A 22,902-nucleotide genomic window follows, 5' to 3' on the forward strand; every position below is an offset into this window, starting at 1 on the left:
CCCGCCGCGAGGGCATCAAGCTCTACACCCACAACCACGACAGCGCCTACGGCTTCCTGCTCGACGGCGGCCCGCTCGACGACCAGGGCCGCCCCACCCGCAGCTCCGGCATCCGGAAGCTGGAGTACTTCCTGAAGATCACCGATCCCCGGCTCGTCTGGCTGGAGATGGACATCTTCTGGGCGCACGTGGCCCAGTACAAGTTCCACACCTACACCGCCCACGACGGCTCCACCCGCAAGAGCGTCTTCGACCCGGCCGGCCTGGTCGCCCGCCACAACAAGCGCTACCCGCTGTTCCACGCCAAGGACGGCGTCGTCAGCACGACCAACGGCATGGGCTGGGACATGGTGCCGTTCGGCACCGGGGACATCGACTACACGACGTTCTTCTCCCGGGTCGGACAGCGGAACTACCACAACCCCATGGTCGAGGACGACAACTCCCCGAGCGCCACCGACCCCGCGCAGTCGCTGCGGGAGGCGAAGATCAGCTACGACAACATGGCGGCCCTGCGCAAGCGGCGCTGCTGACCGCCGGCGGAAGCTCCGGGCGGCCCCTCCCGCACCCCGTGGGAGGGGCCGCCCGGCCCGTGGACCCGGGGACCGGCGGGGGAGCGGCCGCCCGGTTCCCCGCAGTGCCGGCTCGCTCCGTGGGAAGCCGGACGGACCGCCACTCGCGCACCGGGGGTGACCGTTCGATCGCACACGGTGCGCCTCCGGGTGTCCTGGGAACCCGGGTGCCGGACCGTCGCCCGGGGGACGGAAACGCAGGTGAAAGGCACTGCGAAACCTTGGTATGGTTGTCCGTGTCGCCGCGGGGAACACCCCGGCAAGGCGGCAGACACCTGGTCCGGGTGGCGGAATGGCAGACGCGCTAGCTTGAGGTGCTAGTGCCCTTTATCGGGCGTGGGGGTTCAAGTCCCCCCTCGGACACGCACTCCAACGATACGCATGCGAGGGCTTCGACCTGACGGTCGCGGTCCTCGTTGTGTTTTCGTAGCGGACAGTGATGCCTAGGGCTTCGTATAGAGCTGCTTTGGCCTTGACCTCGGCGCTCTGTAGCCGTTGTGCGACGTCTCCGAGATTTTTCGCGATCTCGACGGTCTCTTTCTCCGTGAGCGGCTTCTCGACCCTCAGGTTCTTGTTGGCCCCCGTACCGATCCATTATTGCTTCACCCGGCTTGGCCAGCAGCTTCGCTGAGCGATCAGCCTGCCGGGCGATACTCGTTGACGAGGCCGCTGACGGCTTGTCTGCGCTGAATCTGGCGCGCGAGTAGAGGTATGACGTTCGGGTCGTCGAGTGGTGCGAGCTGGCCGCGGTCATAGAGCAGCAGCCGGTTGGTGCACTCCTCGCGTACTGAGCGCACGAACCGTTCGGCGTGTGGGTTGCAGTTCGGGCTGCGCGGCGGGATCTTGGTCACGGTGATGTCCTCGCTGGTGAAGACGGCGTCGAACGCGGCCGTGAACTTCGTGTCCCTGTCCCGGATCAGGTAGGTAAATCGGGCGGCCCGGTCGGTGAGTTGCTACATGCGTTGTCGGGCCTGCTGAGCGGTCCAGGCGGCGGTGGGATGGGCGGTGACGCCGAGGATGTGAACGGTGCGAGTGTGGACCTCCATGACGAACAGGGCGTACAGGCGCTGCAGTCCGATGGTGTCGATGTGGAAGATGTCCGTCGCGAGCAGGCCGCTGGCCTGGGCCTTGAGGAACTGGCTCCACTTGCGACGGACGGGATGACGGCGTGGTGCGGGGTCGAGACCGGCGTCACGCAGGACCCGGCGGACAGTTGTTGGGCTGACCGTGTGCCCGAGGCGACACACCTCGCCATGGACGTGGCGTGCGCCCCAGCGAGGGTTCTCGCTGCCGAGCCGGATGATGAGGTTTCGGAGCTCATCGGAGATGGGCGGGCGCCCTGGCATGACCGGCTGCGTCCACTTCTTCCTGACCAGGCGTTGGTACCAGGCGAGCAGGGTGCGCGGGGAGACGATGCGATGGCCGCGCAGTACCCGAGGCAGCAGTCGGGCGAGTGCGGAGAGGAGGGCCCGTTCCGGCCAGGTCGGCTTCGGGACCGTGACCTGTCGGCGCAGCAGCGCGACCTCGTGCCGAAGGATCAGGATCTCCGCGTTCTTCGCGGCCGAGGACCGGCACATGAGGGCCAGCCACGCGAGGACACGGGTGGCAAGCAGGTAGACCATGCGTACGAGCACAGGACCCGATCATGCCGGACGCTGGACGCGCTCATTGCTCGAGGTCAGCCCTGGTGAAGGAGTTTTGAAGCACTACGGGACGAGGTTCGTCGGCTTCGCGGCCACGACAGCATAAGGGGGGCCGACCTTTGGTCGGTCCCCCCTTGGATCCGGTAGCGTCGCCGGGAGGCTCAGGCTGTTGCCTGCTTCCGGCGTCGGAGTGCGGCCAGGACGACAAACGCCGCAACGGTCATCCATGCCTTGCCGAGGATCTGCCCGGGCAGGAAGGCGAACGAGTCGAAGGCCAGCTTGAGGAACAGGAAGCTGTCCGCCAAAAGGCCCACAGCGTTCGAAGCGAGCATCGCGACCAGGAGACCGCGCTTCCGGAGCGGCTCGTACACGACGAAGTCCATCGTCTCCGCGACGGCAAAGGCCGCGGCGGAAGCTAGGGCAAGCGCAGGATCCGCCAGGAAGTACGACAGGACGGTGCCGACGGCTATGGCCCCGAGCACGGCTCCTCGACCGGCCGTTTCACGCGCAAGGTCCCGAAGAACCAGCGCCAAACCGACGATGTAGACCCCGGCGGGGGCGACGTAGCCGAAGCCCACAGGCACCGCACCGAAGTGGGTGACGGCAAGGTTCGCGGCGGGGATGGTGAGGATGTAGGCAGCGAGGGTCACGATGCCGGCAGGAGCGGGGGCCTTCACGATCTTCTTTCTCTCTCGGTGCGGATCTTGCGCCCGATTCCAGGCCGTGATGGACAGCGAGGCGAGCATCCAGACAGTACAGCCCATCCCACTGACAACGGACGCTGCCCTCGTTCCGGGCGACTGGAAGTCGGACCGGGGTACGAGCGAAGGCGCCCTGTGCCGGAGCCGACCGGCTCCGGCACAGGGTGTTCTCACCGCTTCCCGGCGGAAGCGTCCTGTCGATCGACGGCGTGCTCATAGAGGGCTGTGATGGCGGCGTGCGTCACGGAGGCCGAGCCGGCGCCTCGGGGATACACGACCTCCTTGGCGTACTGAGCGATGCAGTTGGTTGCCGCGTGGGCGGCGCACTGCGTGATCATCACTGTGAAGTCGGAGTTTCGTGCCGCCTCCTTCAACTGCTTGGTGGCAACCTTCTCCGCCGAGAGCACCACCTTCACGCTGGGGTGCTGCTGGGTGAGGTGCTTCTGTACTCGCTGCAGAACACGCTCGTCCAAGCCGTAGACGAGGATCTGGGCGGGGCCGACAACGGAGGTTTCCCTGTCCTTCTGCGCCGGTGGTTTCTCCGGCCATTCCAGCCCGAGAGCGAGTTCCTTGGTGAGGGAGCGGGCCGTGGAGAGATAGGCCGAGTCCAGGCGCTGCGACTGGGAGAAGAGCGGTCCGAGAAGCAATTGAGCCGTCTGGACGCGGGCTTCCGGCACGGGCGACGCGAAGGCCGCCAGGCGGTCGACGAAGTCGAGAGCCTGACCCGCGGTCTCCGGAGCCACCCACTGGTCGACCCCGACGCTCATCTGCTCCAGGAACTCGCTGTACTCCTCCGCAGTGGGAGCAGTGCGGAGGAACAATTCCAGGAGGAGATCCAGAACGGCGAGGTTCGCCGGATCGCAGCGCTGGCTCACGATGCTGCGCATGACCGTGGTCAGCGTCTGCCGGTAGTACAGCTCCGAGCGTGTGAGCTCCTGGAGGAAGGGGCCGAGCGCGTACTGCCACACGGCTTCGTATTCGGCGTCGGAGAGGTCTTTGAAGATCCCGGCCAGCTCGGAGTCGGACGTCATCTCCAGCTGGACAGGGGCGTCGCCTCGACGGACGTCCAGCTTGCGGCAAAGATCGAAGGCAACCTTCTCGCCCTGGGCGACTGCCCTGATGACTTCTCCCCAAGTGGCCAGGGAAACCTTCGTTGGACCGCCTTCAGGATCAGCAGGCTCTTCCACGGCCGCCGACGCAGGGTCGACACCATCCGACGGCGCGGACTCGGTTTCCACCAGTTGGCGGTAGGAGGCCAACGCGTCGGGGACGGCCTCACCGCGACCCTCGGCATCGAGGCGGGCGATGCTCCGGGAGAGCTCTTCCGCCTCGCCACGGGCGTGCATTCCCACCAGTAGCACCGTGACGGCCTGATCGCTGTACGCCAGCAGATTTCCGTCGGACAGCAACGAGAAGTTGCTGTCCGACGCCGTCAGCGCTTCCACGGCGCCGGTCAGATTGCCAGTGGTGAGCGCCGGCTCGATACGCGCGGCGAAGAGAGCCGACAGCACCATGTCCTTGACGAGAAGCGGTGGATCTTGGAGCAGCACCTCTCGGAGTCCCGGCAGGGACAGGAGATCGTTCGCCCTTCCCTGAGCGGCGAGAAGCCTGATCTTCAAGTGCTTCACGTTGGCTGGTGACAAACCGCCCTGGAGATCGAGCTGCTGAAGGATCGCCGCCGAGACCTGCGGTGCGCCGCTGAGAAGTGCCGCCTCGAAGTCCGCCAGAAGACGCCCCAGGGGCTTGGGCGCCGTCCAAGCCCGTACAGGGCTTCGCTCGACGACATCAACCATACGCTCAAGGGCCGCCCGCAGACGCCGCCTTTCTGCCCTGTCGGAGGTCGCGGCAACCACGAAGACGTTTCCCGAGCCGTACCGCTGCCGGACTGGGGCCTCGTGAGGCTTGTCGAGCGTGGAGGGCACGTCGTAGCCGTACTTGGCAAGGGACGGCCCGACAAATGCCACCAGGAGATCACGCACCGACGTCAACTGGTCACGTCGCCGGGGGATCACGTAGTACGCCAGCTGATTGGACTGCTCGTTCAGCCAGGGCAGTACCAGCGGCGACTTGTGGTGGATCACGGCCGCGTCCCTGAGCCGCTTGACGCCGCCTGGGTACTTGCCGGCGTCGTTGCGCTCAGAGGCGAGGAAGTGGTCGACGAACTGCTGGAGGTCGGCGTCCTGCTTCGCCGGGTCTTCAGACGCCACTTGCCGTCCATTCATGCTGGTAGTCCATTACTGCCTGCGCCGCAGCCTGCTCGTCCAGGGTGTAGGTGATGGACTCCTTGTTGCGGGCGAGGCCGTTACGGGTGAAGTTCATGGAGCCGCTGAACATCCAACCCGGACCGACCAGGCTCTTCTCATGGATGTTCTCATCGAGGAACACCTGCAGATCCATCCCTGTGCTCTCTGCGAGAGCGAGGCGTTCGAGGAAGACCGCGTTCGCCGGGACCTTCTGTGTCACCACACGAACCGCCGTACCGTTTCTGGCCAACCGGATGAGCAAGTCGGACAAGCGGCATCGCGGGGGAGTGTCTTCCCCCAGGAGGAAGTCGAACGAGCCGTCCGAGTTGTCCACGAGGTCCACATCGCTGATCCACGCGGACACCAGCCAGACCTCACCGCCCGGGTCGGCCAGCTGGGCCAAGAGCGCTGTCCGGATCAGTGAGTCCGCGCGCAAAGCGCTGCGGGCATTCGTACGGAGGGTACGACGAAGCACGGTCACTGCTCAGCCTCCTTGATGTCGACCTTGACGACCACCTCGCGGCTGTCCCTGCGCACCTGAGTCACCTCGCCGTAGAGCTTGAGGGCGCCTCGGTCCACACGCAGGACCGGGACGGCAAGCATGACTTCGCGGAGCAACTCGGGGCGATCCAGAGGCACGACCACTTCGGCCGCGGGGTGCGAGGAGAGAAGCTCCGTGTAGGCGCTTCGCCAGTCCGGCGAGGTCGCGTCGAGACGCGGCCATGCTTCGGTGTGGACGGTAGCAGCCAGAAGCCGGTCGAGCACCTGTGGGTTGTCCACCGGACGGTACGGCTGGTAGGAGTCCAAGTGGTAGTTCCGCGCCTGCTCCCCTCGCGGCCACAGAATGCTGAAAGCCTGATCAGGACTGGTCGGGCGGGGCAGTCGGATCTTGCCGGCGCCGACCGCGTAGGCGATGACGCGGGAGTCAACCTCGATCCCCGTGGCCTCCTCCAACCGGTCCCAGGCGTTGACGAGTTCGAGGGCCGTAGCATCCGTGAGCGTGTCGGAGCCTCGGCGGAGCAGACGCGTGGCGAGGGACGCCACATCACTGTGCCGCGGCGCACCGTCCAGTTCGGTCCAGGCGGCCAAGAGGTGCTCCAGAGCCTCCTGGCTCTCCTCGGCCGACGACGCTATGCGCATCTCATGCATTGCCTGAGCCAGGTCACCGTCCGGCTCTGCTTCCACCACGTGACGGAGCAAGCGCGCGAGACGGGAGTCGGTCTGCTCGAAGCTGTTTGGCCGCAGGGCAGTGCCCACCAGGCTCCAAAAACGGGCAGGATCGCTGCCGTAGGTCTCCGCGAGGCTCTCCAGGACGCCGAGGCCACCTTCCGAGGTCTCGCTGATCCAGATCTGATCCGGAACGGAGTCCGTTCCCGGAATCACATCGAGCGTCAGGTCCTGATCCTGGGCATCCGGACAGGCTCGGGTAACCGCTTCCAGTACCGCCGAGGCCAAGGTGTCGAGGTAGGCACGCCTGGCCAGCCCAGCGGTGTGCTCGTGGAGATTCTCGGCGAACAGCAGCGAACCGGCGTCGTCCAGGACCGCGACGACATCCGGATTCTGGCTGAGCTCCTGCAGGTCGCTGATCACGCGGTCGGCAGGGGTGCCGCCACTGGTAGCGGAGGCAGAAGGGTCCTGTCTGTAGAGCAGAGGAATTACGTCGGTGATGCTGTTGCGCCAGGCGCCGTGAGAGAGGCTGGCGTGGATCGCCTCGGGCTCCTTCCCGTCCAGACCTTGGATGGCGAAAGAGGCGAGATATACCAGGGAGAGCCAGCCTCGCTGGAAGGAACTCGTCTCCTCGGCGAGCCGCTGGTCCTCCATGACGGTGTGAGTGAACGCCTTGGAACGCCACTGAGGGGAGTTGAGGTGAGCAACCACCCGCGGCAGGGAAAGGTCCAGGGGCTTCACCTGGATACGGACCGCGTCGACGGAGGAAGCGAAGCCCATGGCGGCGCGTTCACCCTGGTGGACATAGCTGACCGCCACCTTGTGGCGCTTCGCCGGCTTGCCCTTGAGGACCTCGGCCCGGGCGCCGTAGGTCATACGACGAATTTCGGTGGGGTTGCTCGCGGCGTGAGTCGCGAACCCGACCGAGAGGACCCGACCCCGCCACTCGGGAACCTTGGGCACATCGGCGGGAATCGGCGGTCCGGCCGGGTTGTCCACGAACTGGGTGGCCCACAGAGGGAATCCCTGTGAAGACGTCCCGATCTCCAGGTCCGGTTGGGCGAGCTTGATCCGGCGAGGACGCGTCACCGCTACCTTGGGCACGTCCTCGCGGCCGGTCTCCCAGCGTCCCTGAGGCTCCTCGAACTCAAGAACATGACTCAGGTCGATCACATGCTCACCGACATCCGTGGGCACCTCCAACCAGGTGCGATGACGGTCGTCCCGGTAGCCGAACCGTCGGCTGACCCGGCCGGGCACGGCCTCCCGGAGAGCACGGCCTACAGGCAGCCGATCCTCGTCGTTGTCGGACGTCTCGAAGGGCAGCGCGAAGCTCACCTCCGGCAGGTTCAGCGGTGCGAAGAGCGAGGTCGTCACAAACTCGGGCAGGAACGCCCGCGGCTCCGCGCCGGGGTCCTTGTGTATCGGCGAAGCGCCGGCGCAGAGACGTCGCAGGAGGGTGGGGGCGACTCCGAGCATGAGGGATCGAGGCTGCTCCCAGAGGAGGGCCTGAACCTCGTCGTCGTCGGTGCCAAGGCCGAGCGCGCCGCGCAAATGGGCGGTCAGGGAATGCTGGACGGTTTGGTCGCCGTCGAGGAGTTGCTCCAGGTCGTGGATGATCGCGCGCCGAGCATCCGGAGCCTGGGGACCGGCGAAGTCGGACTCGGTGTTTCCTGCGAGCAGCAGGCGGGTGTTGACCATCAGGCCGCGGTGACGAAGACGGACACTGAGCCAGTCGACGAACGCCTGCGCACCCTGAATCTTGATGATGTGGCGGTTGCCGACAGGCAACGTGCGAGGGGTCACTTCAGGAGCGAAGAGAGACTCGTAACCCTGGTATGCCAGCCGGTCCCGGCCGAAGTCCGACAGCGCGACGATCGTGAGTGGCCGAGTACCCCTCTCACGACCAGCACGTCCCCGACGCTGCAGGAACGAAGCAGGATCACGGGGCGCCTTGTGCTGCACTACCAAGCCGACATTGGGGTCGTTGAAGCCGACCTCGAGTGAAGCGGTCGCGATGATGAGATCGGCGTCCGCGTCGACACCCGCGTCCTGGGAGGAGGTACGACCGATCCGCAGAGGCCGCTCGCTGCAGTCGCCACTGAGGTTGTGCCCGATGTGTTCGGGGAGGACCCAGGACTGGCCTGCGAGAAAGCGAGCGTCTGAATCGCCGAGTTCGATCTCGCTGGACCGCAGGGCTGCCAGGACTGGAGCCCCACGCTTTCTGCGGTTTTTGCCGTACTGGCCCCCTTCCGCATCCCGTAGGTCGTCGTAGAGGCGGTTGGTGACGTCCAGGTCGTCCGTGAAGAGGAACCCCTTGGTCCCGTGGAGAGTGGTCCCGGGCTGCGGGTTTCTGTCGAGCAGTCGTCCGTGCAGCATGGCCGTCTGGATGGTCGTGGAAAGGAGGCTCGTACCAGACAATGGGTCCCCACGCAGTGCGAGGTGGTACTCGCGTCCTTCCGCTTCCATGTCTTCGTGGCGGGGCTCAATGAGGGTGACGTTCTCCGTAGGCAGTCCCGTCAGTTCAGCCATGAAGCGGTCAGCCTGACGCAGCGTGGCGCTGAGGCCCACGAAGGTGACCGCTCCGCGACGGGCGTGACGCCAGCGCCGGAGCAGCAGCGCGGTCTGTGCCCCCGTGGAGCCCGAATAAGTGTGGACTTCATCAAGCAGGACGACCCGTGGCCCGCTCGCTGCCCAGCCCAGGGTCCGGCTCAGCCGAGTGGATCCCCCGCTGTTGCGGTTGAGCATTTCCGTGGTCGTGAAGAGCAGTTTGGGCGGCTTCTCCTGTATCGACTCGCGGGTGAGGGCCAGAAGACCGTCAGGTATCTGGCGCGGGCACACAGAACACCGCAGTGTTTCGGAGCCCTTCGCCCGGTCAGCGTCGCTCCAGAGCATGAGGCCGCCGTCGCCGGTGGGACACGACAGGTACGGGCACACACGGGACTGCCCGTGAGCTGTCCACTCATAGATTCCTTGGACGACGGAGCCCGCCTTCGGAGGCGTGCGGCCGTAGAGTACGCCGATACGCGGGCTGGGCAGACTGCGTCGCCTGAGCTCGAGGGCATTCTTGATGGCATCGCGCAACTGATCGCGCAGAAGCTCGATCCGAGGGTAGAGAGCCAGCGTGTGAACGCCGTCATGCCTGTCGTTGGCCATCGCTGCGAAGGCCGGGAGGTAGAACGCGAGCGTCTTACCGCTACCGGTACCGGCGCCGACGACGACGCCGCGGGAATCGCCATGAGTAAGGGAACCGGTGACCGTCTTGGTGGCGTCGACCTGGAATCGGGAGAGTTCGTAGGAACCGATCAGCGCGTCCGCGACCTGGGAGTGCGTCTGCGACCAGCCAGGAGTTGCAGACATCTCGGCAATCGCCGCGGCGGCAGTGATGTCACGCTTCGGGTAGTGGCGTGGGGAGACGTGCAGCCGGTAGTCGGCCACCAGCGGCTTTCCCTGCTCCCACCAGTCCGCCGGCAGTTGCTTGCCAGGCCAAGGGGCAAAGATCTGGCGCAGGGAGGCAGTCAGCCGAACGCCCTCTGCGAACCTGGTCCGGTAAGGTCCGGATCCGCCAGCGCCCAAGGGGAAGAGGAGTTGTTGGCTCACCAACGCGTCCCTGAGCTGATCGGCCCCGGCGAACAGCGATGCCGCGTCTTCGCTCTTGCCGATCACTGACCAGAGGACATCGTCCACTTCCCCTTCGGAGAGGGTGCCATCCGTGATCCCCCAGGAGAGCAGAGGGAGCTCTCGGTCCTCCAGGGCGTTGAGAGCCGCGCCCAGGACAGTGCGGCGCAATGTTGTTGATGCCACGGTCCGTCAGTCCGCCTTTCGCGTGACGGTGAACCAGATGTCCTGGTCGTACTTTCGCAGGAGGGCGATGTCGGCGTCTGAGAGTTCGCGGAGGGTCACTCCGCCGGCCTCAAGTCGGTGGATGAGTTCCAGAAGGTCCTCAGGGGCGTCGTCCGGAGCACTCTCCAGGATCTTGAGTAGAGCGTCACGGCTGCTGCAGAACGTGACGATGCTCGCGCTGTCGACCTTGGGTCGGCTGGCGTTCGCCTTCATCGACTCGTAGAGCTGTGTTGCTTCCAGACGCTCGTCGGGGCCAAGCGCCACGAATTGAGCTGGAGCGACTTCCTGGATCCGTGCGCTGGCCCACTCCTTCCAACTTTGCTTGATCGAGGTGCTCAGCTCATTAGTAAAAGCCTCCAGGGCGCGCTTGGCGTCGAGGAAGGCCCGGTCACTGGGCAGGCCGCCCCTCGACTTTGACTCGAGCTTCGATCTCGCGGCATCGAATCCGGAGGTGTCCAAAGTCACGCCGGTCCGGTTGGCCAGAAGAATGGCAGTCTGCTGCTGGACCTTGGCGCCCTGCAAGGCGGTGCGTACCTCATCGATACGTCGCAGTACCCGTTCTTGATCAGCCCTCTCCTTCTGTCCCTCGGAGATGCTGCGAGCGATGTTCTGCAGTTCCTCTGCCTTTGCCAGAACGGTTGCGCTGCTCACTTGCCCTCCTCTTCGGTGCGGGCCTCAGTCGTGGCCTGCTTCCACTCTTTGAGTAGACCTGCCAGTTGGTCTGCGGCGTTACTGACTGTGTTCTGAGTCTGCATCCGGCCAGCAGTCAGAGCTGCGTCCAACAGCGAATCGGCGGTCATGAGGTACTCGTGCATCTCTCGAAGGTGTGGAGATCGAACGGGGGCAGTAACAGCCAGGATGCTGTCCAACGATTCGCCCGGGGTGTCGATGGCGACGCGCGACAGGTCCCGCTCCAATTGCGACAGGCTGCTCCAGTCCGCGCCTGCTACTGCCGCAGCACGAACCTGGAGTTCCGTTCCCTGCATTCCTGTGATGCCCTCAGCCTTGGCCATCTGCATCGCCGTGGATACCTGCTGCACGAGTCGTTCGCCGGCGACGTTCGACTTGGGGAAGCGCTGACGAATCTCAGTGACGAGAGCGGTCAACTCTTCCAACTGGCCCCGCACTACGACATCGAGACCTGTACGCCAGGGAAGCGCAGCCTCCCTGGCCCACCTCGGGAGCTCTACGGATGCCAGACCCCACTCTGTCGCAGCCCTCTTCACGAGGGGGATAGCACGGGCAGCGTCGACCACGTGCACCGCGCCTGTGGCGCCCTGCCCCAGTCCAAGGGAGTTCACCAACGTCTCCACCAGACTGCTCCGGTGCTGCATATGAGCCTCAAGCCGCTTCATCCACGACTCTGTACGCGACGAAGTGTCCGGTCGTGTCCAGGTCTGGCCCTTGTTGAAGGCTGCCGCATACATCGCATCGATCGGCATACCAGGAACGACCTGTCCAGCCATCGCAGCCCCCAGCAGTGACACGCGCAGCCCAGCAACCAGATCCTCGTCGGTGCGCTCGGCGTTCACTGCCACCCGGTCCCGCAACGCAGCCCGGTGTTTCTCGGCGGTCGAGGCGAGACGGACCACATCCTGGCCTCGTACTTCGTCGGTCTCCTGAGCGTTGAGTCTGACCAAGCTCTTGAAGAACTCGCCGTTCGACGGATTCCGCTTCAGGACAACCACCGCTGTCTTGCTCAGCGCTTCGGCGCTGGCGTCCTCGATCGACACGGTGTTGGCCTTGGTGGTCCACCCAGCCTTCTCGATGTCCGTGCCGCCGATGGGCCTGATAGGAGGCATCAACCAATCCTCCCGGTACTGAACGGATCGGGAGACCATGGTGCGGATGGTGGCAGCCACTTCCGTGGTGAGACGAGACCCGCTCGCCGCCCAGTCTTCGATCACTTCGAGTTTGCGCTGAAGCGCTGGAGATACGGCAGGAGTCACCGCTTGCTTGGCGACGACACTCGTGGAGGTCGGTGCAGCAGTTGGCGATGCGGTAGAACTGGCCAATTCGGCCTTGAGGGTCTCCACATCCAACGCGGGCAGAGAGAAGGCCTTGCCGATGCCCTCGGGGAGGTTCACCAATTGGGAGGGCGCATCTGCCCAGAACTCCAGGGCCTTGCGCCGACGAGTGCCGTTCAACGGGTCGCGCGCATCGACCTCCTCGCTGACACTGTTGGGCAGGGCCCGGTCGACCCCCTTGACGGCCTTGAAGTTCTCTCGGAAGGAAGCGCTGGGGAACTCGCCCTTTTCGATGGCTTCGCGTGCGTCGGTCAGGATGGGGATGATTCCGTTACCGAGCACGTTCCGCGGCACGAAGGCGTATGGGTTCTCCTTCGGGGCCAGGCTGTGAACGACGCGGTTCAGAGCCGGCCGGTTGAAGGGATACAGGCCGAATCCGTCCGCGGCGGTGCCGAACGACTCGTGACACACGGTTCTCACCGGACAGTCGTCACACTTGTTGGGTACCGATCCGCTGGGTGCATTCTCAAGCGCGGTACGCCCCACTCGGGCAGCGTTGAGGTACCTGGCGACGAACGATGCGATCTCTTCCGTTCCTGTCTCGCCTTCTCCGAGGACGATGTCCAGGTTGTAGACGAATCCCCCCGTCGAACTACTGATCCTCGTGGCTGCGGTCTCGGGAAGGTCGTGGAAATAACCACTGGTGATCGCCATGAGCGTCCGCATAGGCGCCAGAGCGACTCGACCCTCGCGCTGAGACGTCTCGGTAATGGCGTCCAGGAGGTCGCGCTGAACCCCCTGGATCAGGGCGAAGTCCTCCACCAGGAGGATGATCTCCTTGCCCTGGCGGGCGTAGATGGCTCGCACCTTCTGCATTGCTCCAAGGAGACGACCGCCTCCGAGCGCAGAAAGGTCCCGTACAGCCTTGTCCCAGTGCTCATTGAGCAACTCCACGGTCAGTCCCTGAAGTTCAGGCCTGGACATGAGGATGCCGAAGATCTGCCGTGTGGGAGCAGCCATGTCGCCGGTGATGGCGTCCGCGCTGAGCGGAAGGTCGTCGAGGGAAAAGCGAGGAGGACGCTCCTTGCCGGACTCCCGGTCGTTCAAAAAGTGTTGGGCGAACTGAGGAATGAACTTTCCGGGCTCCAGCATCTGCTCCTGCAGAAGCGGGTCCTGGAGAAGCAGCGAGATGCCTCGCGGCCCGACGAGTTGGCGCTTCTTGCCAGTCACCGAGTCTCTGCTGAGATCCGCCAAGGCGACGCTCAACTGGGTGATGAGCCGACGCGCCAGTGAAGTCACGTCGAAGGTGCCGGTGACCTGGCGGATGTCCTTGCGGATCTGATCGATCTCGTCGTCCTCAACGCCGTCGAGGAGCGATTCGATGACGTGCCGCAGGCTGGTCTTGGACTTCTCCAGGTAGATGATCTTGCGGCTGTCGGACGACTTGATGTTTTCCCTGATCCAGCGCACCAGGTGTGACTTGCCTGAGCCGGACTCGCCGACCACTGGGAGCAGCAACGTTCCGGTGTTCGTTCGCCGGTTCAGGAAGTCGTCCAGAACATCCTGCTCTGTGACACTCTCGCCCGTGTTGCTGAAAGACCGGCCGTCGATCCGGGATCGCTGGATACTCAGCGGAGTGTGAGTCGAGAGAAACACGGCGGGCGAGGCGACAACAGCCTCCGTCTGGATCGTGGAGATCACATTCTCCACGTCCCAGCACACGAATCGCTTGAATTCAGACATTGTCGGCCTCCCGCCGCGTGATGGAGGAGCAGAGACGCACGGCCAGTCGCTCGGGGTCCTGCAACTTGATCGGCTGCTTGGCGTCCGAGTCGCTGCTCATCACGAGCCACTTCTCGTGTTCGCCTCGCATCAGAGCGAAGGAGAGTGAGGTGCCGACGGTTCGCTCGTCCGGAAGTCCGTAGCCCAGATTTTCCGAGATCACACCGCCAGGAACGACGGGAAGGTGCTCGCGCAGGAGGCGTAGAACGTCGAGCGCGTCCGAAGGCGCTCCCGACGGCAGGTGCTCTTCCAACACCTGCTGAACGGCGCGAGTGCAATCCGGAACGAAGCGCTGGGCCGTGTGCGGAGCAGGGGCGCCCAGGCCGAGAGCCGTAGCCCAAGCCGTGAAGGGCGACCACCGGGTGTCGTTCACAAAAACGAGCTCTCCGTCCGGCGCGTCCTTCTGGTGCCGATTGTCCACAGTTGCCCAGTTGAAAGATTCGGAGAACGGATCCCTGGTCAGGCTCCAGGCGAGGGCGCGGCGCAAGTCGTCGGCGGTTTCGGCCGGCTCGTGCCCGCGAAGGCCCAGTACCGCTGACCGCATCGCACGCTGGAAGGCTGCGTAGTCGTCGGAGCGTGCCCCCGCCAGGTCACCTGTCAGCGTCCATGCCGACCCACCGCCGGTCTCCTCGGCAAGTCCCAGAGATCGAAGCGCGGAGAGGGCGTAGTGAGCGGTGGTGAGCTTCTTCGATTCGGGGATATGAGGTTCGAGAAAGATTCGTACTGTCTCATATGGGACCGGCTCGGATCGTGAGGCCAGGAAACGTACGACAACCCAGATTTCGCCCGGATACGGCACGGGTGTGTTGAGCAATGCCATTACCTGAACTCACTTCTTGCTTGCTGGATCTTCAACGATGGGTGGGTGGTCCTGAAGGGCACTCCAGGACGAGTGGGGTCCTCGACCTGCTGAGGAATCAGGAGGTACAGAGGCTCCCCGTCCTCAAGACGGTCCAAGAGGTCGTCTTCGAGTCGCGTCACTGTGTCGTCGGCGACCCACACGACCGTGGCCGTGGTACCGCTTCGGAGCAGGCTGCCGTCCTGGTCGACGATCACCGGACGACCCGACGCTTGTTCCTGTACCTGGCGGGCCAGCCCGTGTACTCCAGGGCCGGCGAAGTGGGTCGCCCCTGACCGGGCCAGCTTCACGAGGACAGGAAGCAACTGTTCCTTGCGCTCTGAAGCGTCATCCCAGTAGATGCTGAAGTGCGAGGTTTGCGGGTGCAGGTGAGCGAGAGGGCTCTGACTCTCCGGCCACTCGATGAGCGCGGGATCCGGCGCCAGCGGCCTGCGGTAATAAGACGTCGCCCCGCCAGGAGGCAAGCCTTGACGCCTGCAAGCAGGGCAACCCCGGCAGGCCGCCATTGTGTAGTGACGTCCCCCGCGTGAGCCCCGGACTGAGTAGTACTCAGCCAGCGTCTTCGCGATGCACTGCTTCGTCTGCAAGATGTCCAGCATCTTGAGCAAGGAACTCTTCTGAGCATCCTTGATGCTGGAACGAATCCCCTTGTAGGCGGCGCGGAACTGTTCTGGCTCGTTGGTCCGGTCGTCCACCAACTCGACCTCAATGCGATCCCGGGCTGTCTCGTAGAACGCCGTCAAGCGCGCCTGCCAGTCGGCAGAGTCTTCCTGAGGATCGCGGACGGGGTGGGTGGGCGGAAACGTCCTGACAAGGCCAAGGCGGTCCATCAAATTCAGCAGCCGTACGTTCCAGTCCCTGTGGGTGGCGTAGCCCACGGACATCCGCGGCGGCCGTACCGTCAAGTCGAGCAGATACCGGTCTCCGCGGAGGTGATGCCCATGACGGAACATCGCCTGCCAGCGCTCCCAGGCCTTCTCCGGCATGAGAATCTTCTGCTCGTTCAGCGACTGCGCAGTCTGTCGGTCACCGGGCCCCGAGGCGAGGTAGGCAAGCGAGGGACTTCCGTCGCGACCGCCGCGTCCCACCTCCTGGTAGTAGCGGTCCACGGTCTCGGGGACGCAAGCATGCACGACGCTTCGGACATCGTCGAGGTCAACCCCGAGGCCGAAGGCCGACGTGCCGATGACCACGTCGTACTCGGTCGACACGGCACCGTTGCTCGTCCGTCCGGACCAGCCCTCAAGGGCGTGACGACGTGCGGCCCCCTTGACGTTCCCGTGCACCACGGTGACCCGTCGCATGCCCGCCGAACGCAGTGTCTTGGCCCACTCGTCGGCGTGCTCCCTCTGCGAGGTGTACAGCACCATCGGTTTCGGCAGCCGTGCGACAGCCTGGAGGACAGCCATCGTCCGTTCCTTTTCGGAACCGAAGGTGTCCAGGAAGTAGGCAGGCTCGCTGCGCAACTCGGACGCCCAGACCATGCTGGTGGCATCGCCTGAGCCGAACAGGGCGCGCAGGGTCGTCACCTGCTGCTCCGTCAGTGTGGCGCTCATGGCCACCGTCCGGGGCGCCCGATCCGGAGGCGCGACCTCACGCCATGACCGAAGCGGGGCCGCCAGGCTCTGGAATTCGGACCGGAACTCGTTGCCCCACTGCTCGACGAGGTGCGCCTCGTCAAGGATGACGTAGTTCAGGTGCCCATCCTCGGCAGCGTCACGAAGCGCCTTGCTGAGCCCGGAGACGACAGCCTCCGGTGAAGCGATGACGAGCGCCTGCAGCCCCGCGGAGATGTTGGAACGCATCTGCTCTTTGTCTGCGTCGTCCAGTTCACCGACGTACGCGTACCGCCTGTGAAGAGCGTCGGGATCGCGTCGGCTCAGCAACTCGCGGACGCGTCGCTCCATGTCGATGGCCAGGACCACGGTGGGTACGACCATCAAAGACACGCCACCACGTCGCCCGGACAGCATGGCACCAGCCAGCGCCACCGGCGTCTTTCCATGGCCGGTGGGCAGGCACACCAAGAGCGTCTCGCCCGGCGGCATGAGAACCACCGAACGCGCTGCCTGCCGCTGTCCCTTCGACAGGTAGTGGTCGTATCCGAGGACTTCCGTCCAGAACGGGTCGGCCGGAGTTGAGTCCATGGCACGACGCAGTTCCGAGTCCTTGCCGAGGATCGCCTCCCGGACCTGTGCCAGCCCTGCCTCGTCCGCAGCCGGGTCCCCGTTGCCAGGGGCCCACTCGAGGCCTCGAAGCAGAACCCGTTTTCCGTCGACGACTACGTCGCAGCCCCCCTGGCGCCACTGATCTGCGCTGGGTAGACCTTCGCGCAGGGGCACCGACAGTCGGCCGCCGCGCCCCAACGCCTGGTGCTGCAGCATCAGTTGACGCGTCAGGGAAACAATGTCCAGGCAGCCGGCGGCACCGAAGCTCAACCCGACCAAGGCGTCGCCCAGACGGCGAAGTGTTCCCTTTGCCAGGAGGCTCGGCCTTACGTCGGGCCATTCACTCAGCAGCTGCTGCGCGCTCACCCATGCGTCTTCCGACATCAGTAGGCTCGTTCCAATCCGCGACGGACCAGGCAGACAGCGGCCACAACCTTGACGACCGGCTGCGACAGCCCGTTGGCAAGAGAGGACAGCACCTCCGCGTCGGTGACCAGGCTCTCTGTGTCTCCAAGAAGTCGGCCAGCCGCCTGGCGAGCCTTCGCCTGGGAGTGCAGAACTGCCGAGACCTCTAGTGCCTTCTGCTGGGCATCCTTACAGACTGCCGCCAGGTCGGTGTGCTTGCGCAGGAAGCTCAGCGCAGCCTGCTGTGCGTCCGCGGTGTACGTCGCAGCGTGCTCCTGCCCACCAAACACCCTGAACAGTTCCGTAGCGCGCTGGTTGTTGTAGTTGCGGTCTCCTTTGCTCTTGTCGTAGGGCCGGTTGAGGAAGGCCAACTGCGCTTCGTTGGTCACGGGCCGGTTGGTACCCGACTCGATCCAGACACGCTTGATCACGGGCGGGAAGATTCGGTCCGCCTGGCGCCGGAGTGCCCGTTCCGCGTCAGGGCTGTCCTTCACATGCCGCAGCGCGTCAGCGGTGTCCGCCTCGATGAGGAAGTCGAAGCCGAAGTACGGCTGCGGTTCCTGGCCGGGGCGCATGCCGCGGTCGATCCGCCAGAACGCAGCGCTCTGGCCGAGGCTGTCGGTGAGTACGGCTTCCGACAGCATGTCGATCAACGGGTTACCCACCCGGAAGAGCCGCGCGTCGCCGCTCCGGAGAGCACGGGAACGGTTGAACATTCCGTGAGCGAGTTCGTCGTCCGGGACGCGGTCCTTGACCCGCTTCCAGTGACGGGGAGCGAGGAGCGGGCGAGTCCCGCTGTCGTTGACGAGGAAACGACGAGCCGGCGATCCGTGGATGGACCGTTCAATGTGACGGAGTTTGATGCCGCCGTTGTTGGTGTCCGTGTACGTCAGGAGCGCTTCTTCCATCTCCCGCCAACCGAACTCGACGTCCGTCAGCGCGGCCGGAATGCTGCGCAGGCGTTGCGTGGACACGTGGATCGACTCCAGGAGATCCATCTTCCGGATCTCATCGCGCTCCTTGGCCAGCCGGGTCTTCACCGCTTCCTGCTGTCCGACGAGCCCTTCAGGTCCCTCTTCGGCGGCAAGCGCCCACACTCCGGGCAGCGACTCGGCGATAGCGTCCTGCAGAGTGGACTTTGAGCCGTCGAACAGTGTGTAGCCGTCGGCCAGGAGAGCAGCCCAAGCCTCGGTAAACGAGCCGTCGGAACCGTTCTCCTCGGCGAGCCGGTACTGGAGTGCCGGACCACTTTCCGCGGATTGAGCCGTTCCCGGGTAGCGGTCAACACGTCCGAGTCGTTGTTCCAACTGATTTGGCGACCAGGGAAGCCTCACGTGAACGACACAGTCGGTAGCCTGCAGATTCAGACCGTCCTCTGCCGTGTCGTCGACAAAGAGCACGGCCTGCCCCGGTGCGTGATCCGACCAGCGGGCAAGGTCGGCAGCCGCCTCAGCGGCATCCCGAGCCAGAGTGTGCTCGGCGATCATGGCCTTCGGGACGTCAGCGCGGAACTGACCCGCGAGCATGCTGGCCAGTCGGCCAGGACCGCAGAAGACGACAGTGCGCTTCGCTGCCTGAATGGCGGGGGAGAGCGCGCGGGTGACGTCCTTGAGGGGCTGGCTGGCCGATTCCTCATCGGCGGGCCAGCCGTTCTCGGCCTCGGCGAGTACATCGTGTTCGCAGGGAACCACCGGCACCGCCGACAGCACTCGCTTCTCCTGCTCGGAGAGACCAGCCCGCTCGGCGGCCCCGGAATCAGCGGTAACCCGCCAGCGGAGGACGTCGATGGCGTCGTACGGAAGCGCAGGAGCGCGAGAGGTGAGCACCGCTAGCGGCATGGCGTACGAAGCCATGTCGTGGCTGAGGCCCTCGTTCTCCAGGTGCTCGCGTACGGCGCTCCACCAGCACATCACGAAGGTTGCGCCGGCGTCCAAGACGGAGGAAGAGGAGCGGATGGCTCGAGGACGCTGCCGCCCGCGGACCTCGTAGGGGAGCATTTCGGCATCCGGGCCGCGGTGGTCCTGCAGCACCGTTTCCCGTCGGTTGCGAATCACTCGACGGTGGATCCGATAGGTCTCGCTGATGTGAGCGCGCAGCTCAGTGACCTTACGGGCGAATTCCTCCTGTTGATCCTGGTCCTTGAGTTCGTCCTCGTCGTCCAGCATGTCCAGGACCTGGTCGGCGAGCTCGCGCAGGCGGACGTCGCCGGCCGGGACCTGCGAACGGATCTCCTCGATGCTGTCGCGGATGACGTAGGTGTACTCCGGGTCGAGCGAGTAGACGGAGTTCGCCAACTCCTCGCGCATGCGATACCGGGCTTCGAACTCCTCCCGCTTCTCCCAGGAGTAGAGCTCCGGGTCGAGCAAATGGAGGAGACCCAGGTTCGTCAGGTACCCCGACGTCACAGGCGTGGCGGAGAGGAGAAGCAGACGCTCCGCCGAGTGCGCGAGCTCGCGCAGCTCCACGTACGGTGTGGCTGCCGGGTCGTCATGCACGAGAGCATGCGCCTCGTCGACCACGACGAGGTCGAAGTAGTGGTAGTCGGCCCACTTGCCCGGCGTCTCGTGCTTGGTGACCACGACGGTGGCCGCCGGGAAGTCCTCGATGTGGAACTTGCTCCTGAGCTCGGACAGCCACTGCCTCCGCAAGGGGGACGGTGACACGACGACCACGCGGGCGCGCGGGTTGTCGATGAGAGTCTGACGGACGACGTACCCCGCCTCGATCGTCTTGCCCAGGCCGACCTCATCGGCTAGCAGGTACCGCTGCACGGGGTCGGACAGGACCGTGAGCGCAGCGTTCACCTGGTGAGGAAAGATCTCCACCGTCGACGACAGGAACGTGCTCATGTCGGCGCATGCGCCGCGTTGCTGCACCAGGTTTCTGAGCATGGGAAGCCGGGCGTCCCGGTACGGGGTTGTGCTGCCACCACGCACGGTCAGGTCCGCCGCAGGGTCCTGCACCGGACGGTCCCACCGAACGAAGAGTTCCTCCTCGGGGATCGGCAGGTCGAACTCGACGTTCGGGATGCGCACGATGTACGAGCGCCGTGCCGGCTCGGCAAGTTTCACGCGCGCCGTGTTCCACAGTCCCTCGGAGTTGCGCCACCACACGCGCTCCTCCGGTTCGAGCACCTCGCGGCGCACCTTCGACGCCGGCACCCACTCCGACTCCGCGACAACGTGCGCGGGCGACTCGAAGTAGTCGACCCGGACCCTGCTCCCCTCTACCGCTCCGACGACCCCAATGCCGAAACCCCCACCAATCGAGACGAATGTCCCGACCTCATAACTTGCCAAAGTTGCTTCCCCCAACTTCATGCGATCTGCAACCACTCTAGACCCGGCCACCGACAACGCTCCCCCTCGGGGAATCCTCCGGGAGGTGCCGTCGGCGGTGGGACGAACTCGTCCCACCGCCGAACGATCACCCCCTGCCCCGGGGCACGTCTCTTCTTCTCTTCCTCAGGGCTCGCTTTTCCGTGCGCTCGACGCACGGATGTCTCCGGCCTAGTCGAAGCCTTCGGCGAATTTTCACCCAGCTATTCGCGGGTGATGGATTGCTCCCCTCGTGTATTAGAGTTTCAGTGCCGCCAGGGAATTCCGTGAGCCGTGAGGAGGTTCGCGAGGATGTTCACCAAGACACCGAAGGAAATGGCCGTGAAGAAGTTGGCGAAGCGGCGCAGGGGCTTGACGAAAGCATGGGAGACCGAGATGGAAACAGCGAAACGCCTCCCGCCGACGGAAGCCTGAAAGGTATCCGGGTTCGACTCCGGGTCGAGCGAGTGATTCATTAACTACCCCCTGAGTGCCTTAAAGAGTGGCCGCTTAGCCTGTTTGCTGAGCAAATTTCCACTTGGCCAGTTTGTCGTGATTTGCGCACGCCAGTTGAACAGATGACACCCCGACGCGGCCGTCGCGGGGCGCATCAAGGCGCATCTTGGCGCCACCGCAAACTCCCCGAATAGCGGTCACGCCGTTGATGTTAAGAGCATCTCATGTTGGCACCAGAATCAACAACATGTCCTGGAAATCTCATAGTTGAATAGCCGTCAGTGTGTGCTGACCTGGTGTTATGTCGACGGATCCCTTGCCGGCCTCGTGAGTTACATATGGGCGGTTTCGCGTCTATTTGAGCCTATTCTAACCCTAATGTTCAACGCCACCTCCCCTGTAGGACGACCCCGTGCCGGGGTGGCATGTTCGGGGGGAGGGATGGGTCCTCAGAGATGTTTGCATAAGGGAAGTTAGGGCGGGTCTTCGATCTTGGGTGATCTGATTGAGGGTGTGGCCGCCGCGTTGGGAAGTGGCGGGGATTTGCTCTGCTTAGGCCTTCGAAGGTTTGGAGGAGGGGGTAACTCTTCTCTTCAATGCAAAACGGGGCGGTTCTCGCTTGGAGAACCGCCCCGAAGGGGGAATTAAAATCCGTACGTTTATCCCCGAATGGTTCGCATGAGCAGGTCGGTAAGCAGGCGTACGTCATTGGGGGTGTTCTGGAGGCCATTCCACCGACGCTCCTCGCCGCTGGGGAATCGCCACATGCCGGAGGTCCAGGCCGTCACCGGCATCAAATTCAGGACGGCCGCGCGGATCTCGTCGGAGTCCACCTCCTCCGCCGGCATGCCCTCCGTGAGCGCGTCCATGACGAAGCCCATCGCCTGGATGCCGACGCCGTGGGTCAGGCGGGACTGGCGCGGGGGGAGCAGCCAGGCGTTGGAGAACGTCTCCCGGACGATGTTCCAGAACGAGCGAAGGTGGAGAACCATGCGGTCCACGTCGCCCGAGCCGTCCTCCGGGTTCCGGTACTGGTAGAGCGCGCCCTCGAAGAGGCTGTGCTCCAGCATCTTCAGGATGCTGTTGTCCTTGATGTTGCCCAGGGGAGAGGTCGGGCTGGACACCCGCCCGTAGAAGGCGCCCGCTCCATCGGTGTTCAGCCGCGTCATCAGCAGGGCAGGCAGGCGGCGCTTGGCGTACGCGGGAGGCAACTGGCCGACGGTGTCCGGGAGAAGCTCGTGGATCAGGCCCTTGGGGAGCGGCTTGGTGGAGTTCACCAGGATGAACTGGGACCGCTGGTCCTCCTGGCTGTCGGCGATGAAGCCGACCGCGGCGACGGGGAACTCCGCGAGATCGGCGTCACGGATCGCGGCGCTGCGCTGCTGACCGTCGACAAGCCACGCCGGCTTCTCGTGCTCGTCCATCGTCTCGGAGTAGCGGATCTCCAACTCGCCCGGAATGGAGGGAGCGTCGGGGGAGGAGCCGCGCTGGCTCGGAATGAACTTCACCGACTGGTCGAAGGCAAGCACGAGCGCGTTGGGCAGCATGGCGCCGTCCGACTCCAGGTAGCGCCGGATGGAGCGGATGTGGCTCAGAACCTCCGGGCGCTGGTAGCCCTGGAGGGTGGCGTCCTCGTCCCGGTGGACACGTGAGACCGCCGCGAAATGGTGAATCTTCTTACCGTCCACGGCAAAGCAGTAGATCCGGCGGTCCCCCTGCCGCAGTTCAAGGGCGGGAAGTCGCAGGGTGTGGTGGTCGGCCACCGATTCTCCTCGTGCA

The 22,902-nt window shown here is 64.8% G+C and carries 14 protein-coding genes and 1 tRNA gene; 2 read left to right on the top strand and 13 right to left on the bottom strand.

Annotation, left to right across the window (positions count from 1 at the left end):
• Together FHS37_RS28510 and FHS37_RS28515 are read left to right on the top strand one after the other, a co-directional pair.
• Positions 1-533: sugar phosphate isomerase/epimerase family protein (locus FHS37_RS28510; RefSeq protein ID WP_184826419.1), on the top strand; the 533-nt coding region annotated here is incomplete at its 5' end.
• A gap of 317 nt (positions 534-850) precedes the next feature.
• Positions 851-935: transfer RNA gene (locus tag FHS37_RS28515), tRNA-Leu, on the top strand.
• 272 nt (positions 936-1,207) lie between these two features.
• Here FHS37_RS28515 and FHS37_RS39950 read toward each other — a convergent pair.
• From FHS37_RS39950 to dbpB, 13 genes are all read right to left on the bottom strand, one after another.
• Entirely contained in the window at positions 1,208-1,423 is a 216-nt protein-coding gene (locus FHS37_RS39950; protein WP_229890169.1) for an integrase core domain-containing protein, read from the bottom strand.
• A 102-nt stretch (positions 1,424-1,525) separates the two neighbouring features.
• Positions 1,526-2,194 (bottom strand): IS3 family transposase, encoded by a 669-nt coding sequence (locus FHS37_RS28520; RefSeq protein WP_229890170.1) that lies wholly within the window; start codon positions 2,192-2,194, stop codon positions 1,526-1,528.
• Between the two features lie 182 nt (positions 2,195-2,376).
• On the bottom strand, positions 2,377-2,961 hold the full coding sequence (locus tag FHS37_RS28525) for a VUT family protein (protein WP_221500441.1): 585 nt from the start codon (positions 2,959-2,961) through the stop codon (positions 2,377-2,379).
• A gap of 125 nt (positions 2,962-3,086) precedes the next feature.
• Entirely contained in the window at positions 3,087-5,123 is a 2,037-nt protein-coding gene (dpdD, locus tag FHS37_RS28530; protein ID WP_184826421.1) for a protein DpdD, read from the bottom strand.
• Positions 5,113-5,640 carry a phospholipase D-like domain-containing protein DpdK gene (dpdK, locus tag FHS37_RS40600; protein WP_184826423.1) on the bottom strand — a complete coding sequence of 176 codons (528 nt, stop codon included), beginning with the start codon at positions 5,638-5,640 and terminating at the stop codon, positions 5,113-5,115. Before dpdK ends, dpdD begins: the two co-directional genes overlap by 11 nt.
• Entirely contained in the window at positions 5,637-10,130 is a 4,494-nt protein-coding gene (gene dpdJ, locus FHS37_RS28540; protein WP_268254608.1) for a protein DpdJ, read from the bottom strand. Before dpdJ ends, dpdK begins: the two co-directional genes overlap by 4 nt.
• 6 nt (positions 10,131-10,136) lie before the next feature.
• A complete protein-coding gene (locus FHS37_RS28545; protein ID WP_184826425.1) occupies positions 10,137-10,820 on the bottom strand; it encodes a hypothetical protein in 684 nt (227 codons plus the stop codon).
• Positions 10,817-13,879, bottom strand: a complete 3,063-nt coding sequence (gene dpdH, locus FHS37_RS28550) for a protein DpdH (RefSeq protein ID WP_184826427.1) — start codon at positions 13,877-13,879, stop codon at positions 10,817-10,819. Before dpdH ends, FHS37_RS28545 begins: the two co-directional genes overlap by 4 nt.
• Positions 13,872-14,738, bottom strand: coding sequence for a protein DpdG (dpdG, locus tag FHS37_RS28555; protein ID WP_184826429.1), 867 nt, complete (start codon positions 14,736-14,738; stop codon positions 13,872-13,874). The genes dpdH and dpdG overlap by 8 nt, the downstream gene beginning before the upstream one ends.
• Positions 14,738-17,329, bottom strand: coding sequence for a protein DpdF (gene dpdF / locus FHS37_RS28560; RefSeq protein ID WP_184826431.1), 2,592 nt, complete (start codon positions 17,327-17,329; stop codon positions 14,738-14,740). Before dpdF ends, dpdG begins: the two co-directional genes overlap by 1 nt.
• Positions 17,329-20,670: a protein DpdE gene (gene dpdE, locus FHS37_RS28565; protein WP_268254609.1), complete on the bottom strand. Its 3,342-nt coding sequence runs from the start codon at positions 20,668-20,670 to the stop codon at positions 17,329-17,331. The genes dpdF and dpdE overlap by 1 nt, the downstream gene beginning before the upstream one ends.
• Before the next feature lie 263 nt (positions 20,671-20,933).
• Complete coding sequence (locus tag FHS37_RS28570; RefSeq protein WP_184826435.1) at positions 20,934-21,143, bottom strand: hypothetical protein; 210 nt, start codon at positions 21,141-21,143, stop codon at positions 20,934-20,936.
• 639 nt (positions 21,144-21,782) lie between these two features.
• The gene (gene dbpB / locus FHS37_RS28575; RefSeq protein WP_184826436.1) at positions 21,783-22,886 is read right to left on the bottom strand and encodes a DGQHR domain-containing protein DpdB; all 1,104 of its coding nucleotides are present in this window, start codon (positions 22,884-22,886) and stop codon (positions 21,783-21,785) included.
• Positions 22,887-22,902 lie beyond the last annotated feature (16 nt).

The sequence above is a fragment of the Streptomyces griseomycini genome (assembly GCF_014203535.1).
GTDB classification, from domain to species: Bacteria; Actinomycetota; Actinomycetes; order Streptomycetales; family Streptomycetaceae; genus Streptomyces; species Streptomyces griseomycini.

Coding starts and splice junctions, on each gene's coding strand:
- FHS37_RS28570 (WP_184826435.1), bottom strand. CDS start 21,143: ATGAATCACTCGCTCGACCCGGAGTCGAACCCGGATACCTTTCAGGCT.
- dpdF (WP_184826431.1), bottom strand. CDS start 17,329: ATGTCGGAAGACGCATGGGTGAGCGCGCAGCAGCTGCTGAGTGAATGG.
- dpdH (WP_184826427.1), bottom strand. CDS start 13,879: ATGTCTGAATTCAAGCGATTCGTGTGCTGGGACGTGGAGAATGTGATC.
- dpdG (WP_184826429.1), bottom strand. CDS start 14,738: ATGGCATTGCTCAACACACCCGTGCCGTATCCGGGCGAAATCTGGGTT.
- dpdE (WP_268254609.1), bottom strand. CDS start 20,670: ATGAAGTTGGGGGAAGCAACTTTGGCAAGTTATGAGGTCGGGACATTC.
- FHS37_RS28520 (WP_229890170.1), bottom strand. CDS start 2,194: ATGGTCTACCTGCTTGCCACCCGTGTCCTCGCGTGGCTGGCCCTCATG.
- FHS37_RS28525 (WP_221500441.1), bottom strand. CDS start 2,961: ATGCTCGCCTCGCTGTCCATCACGGCCTGGAATCGGGCGCAAGATCCG.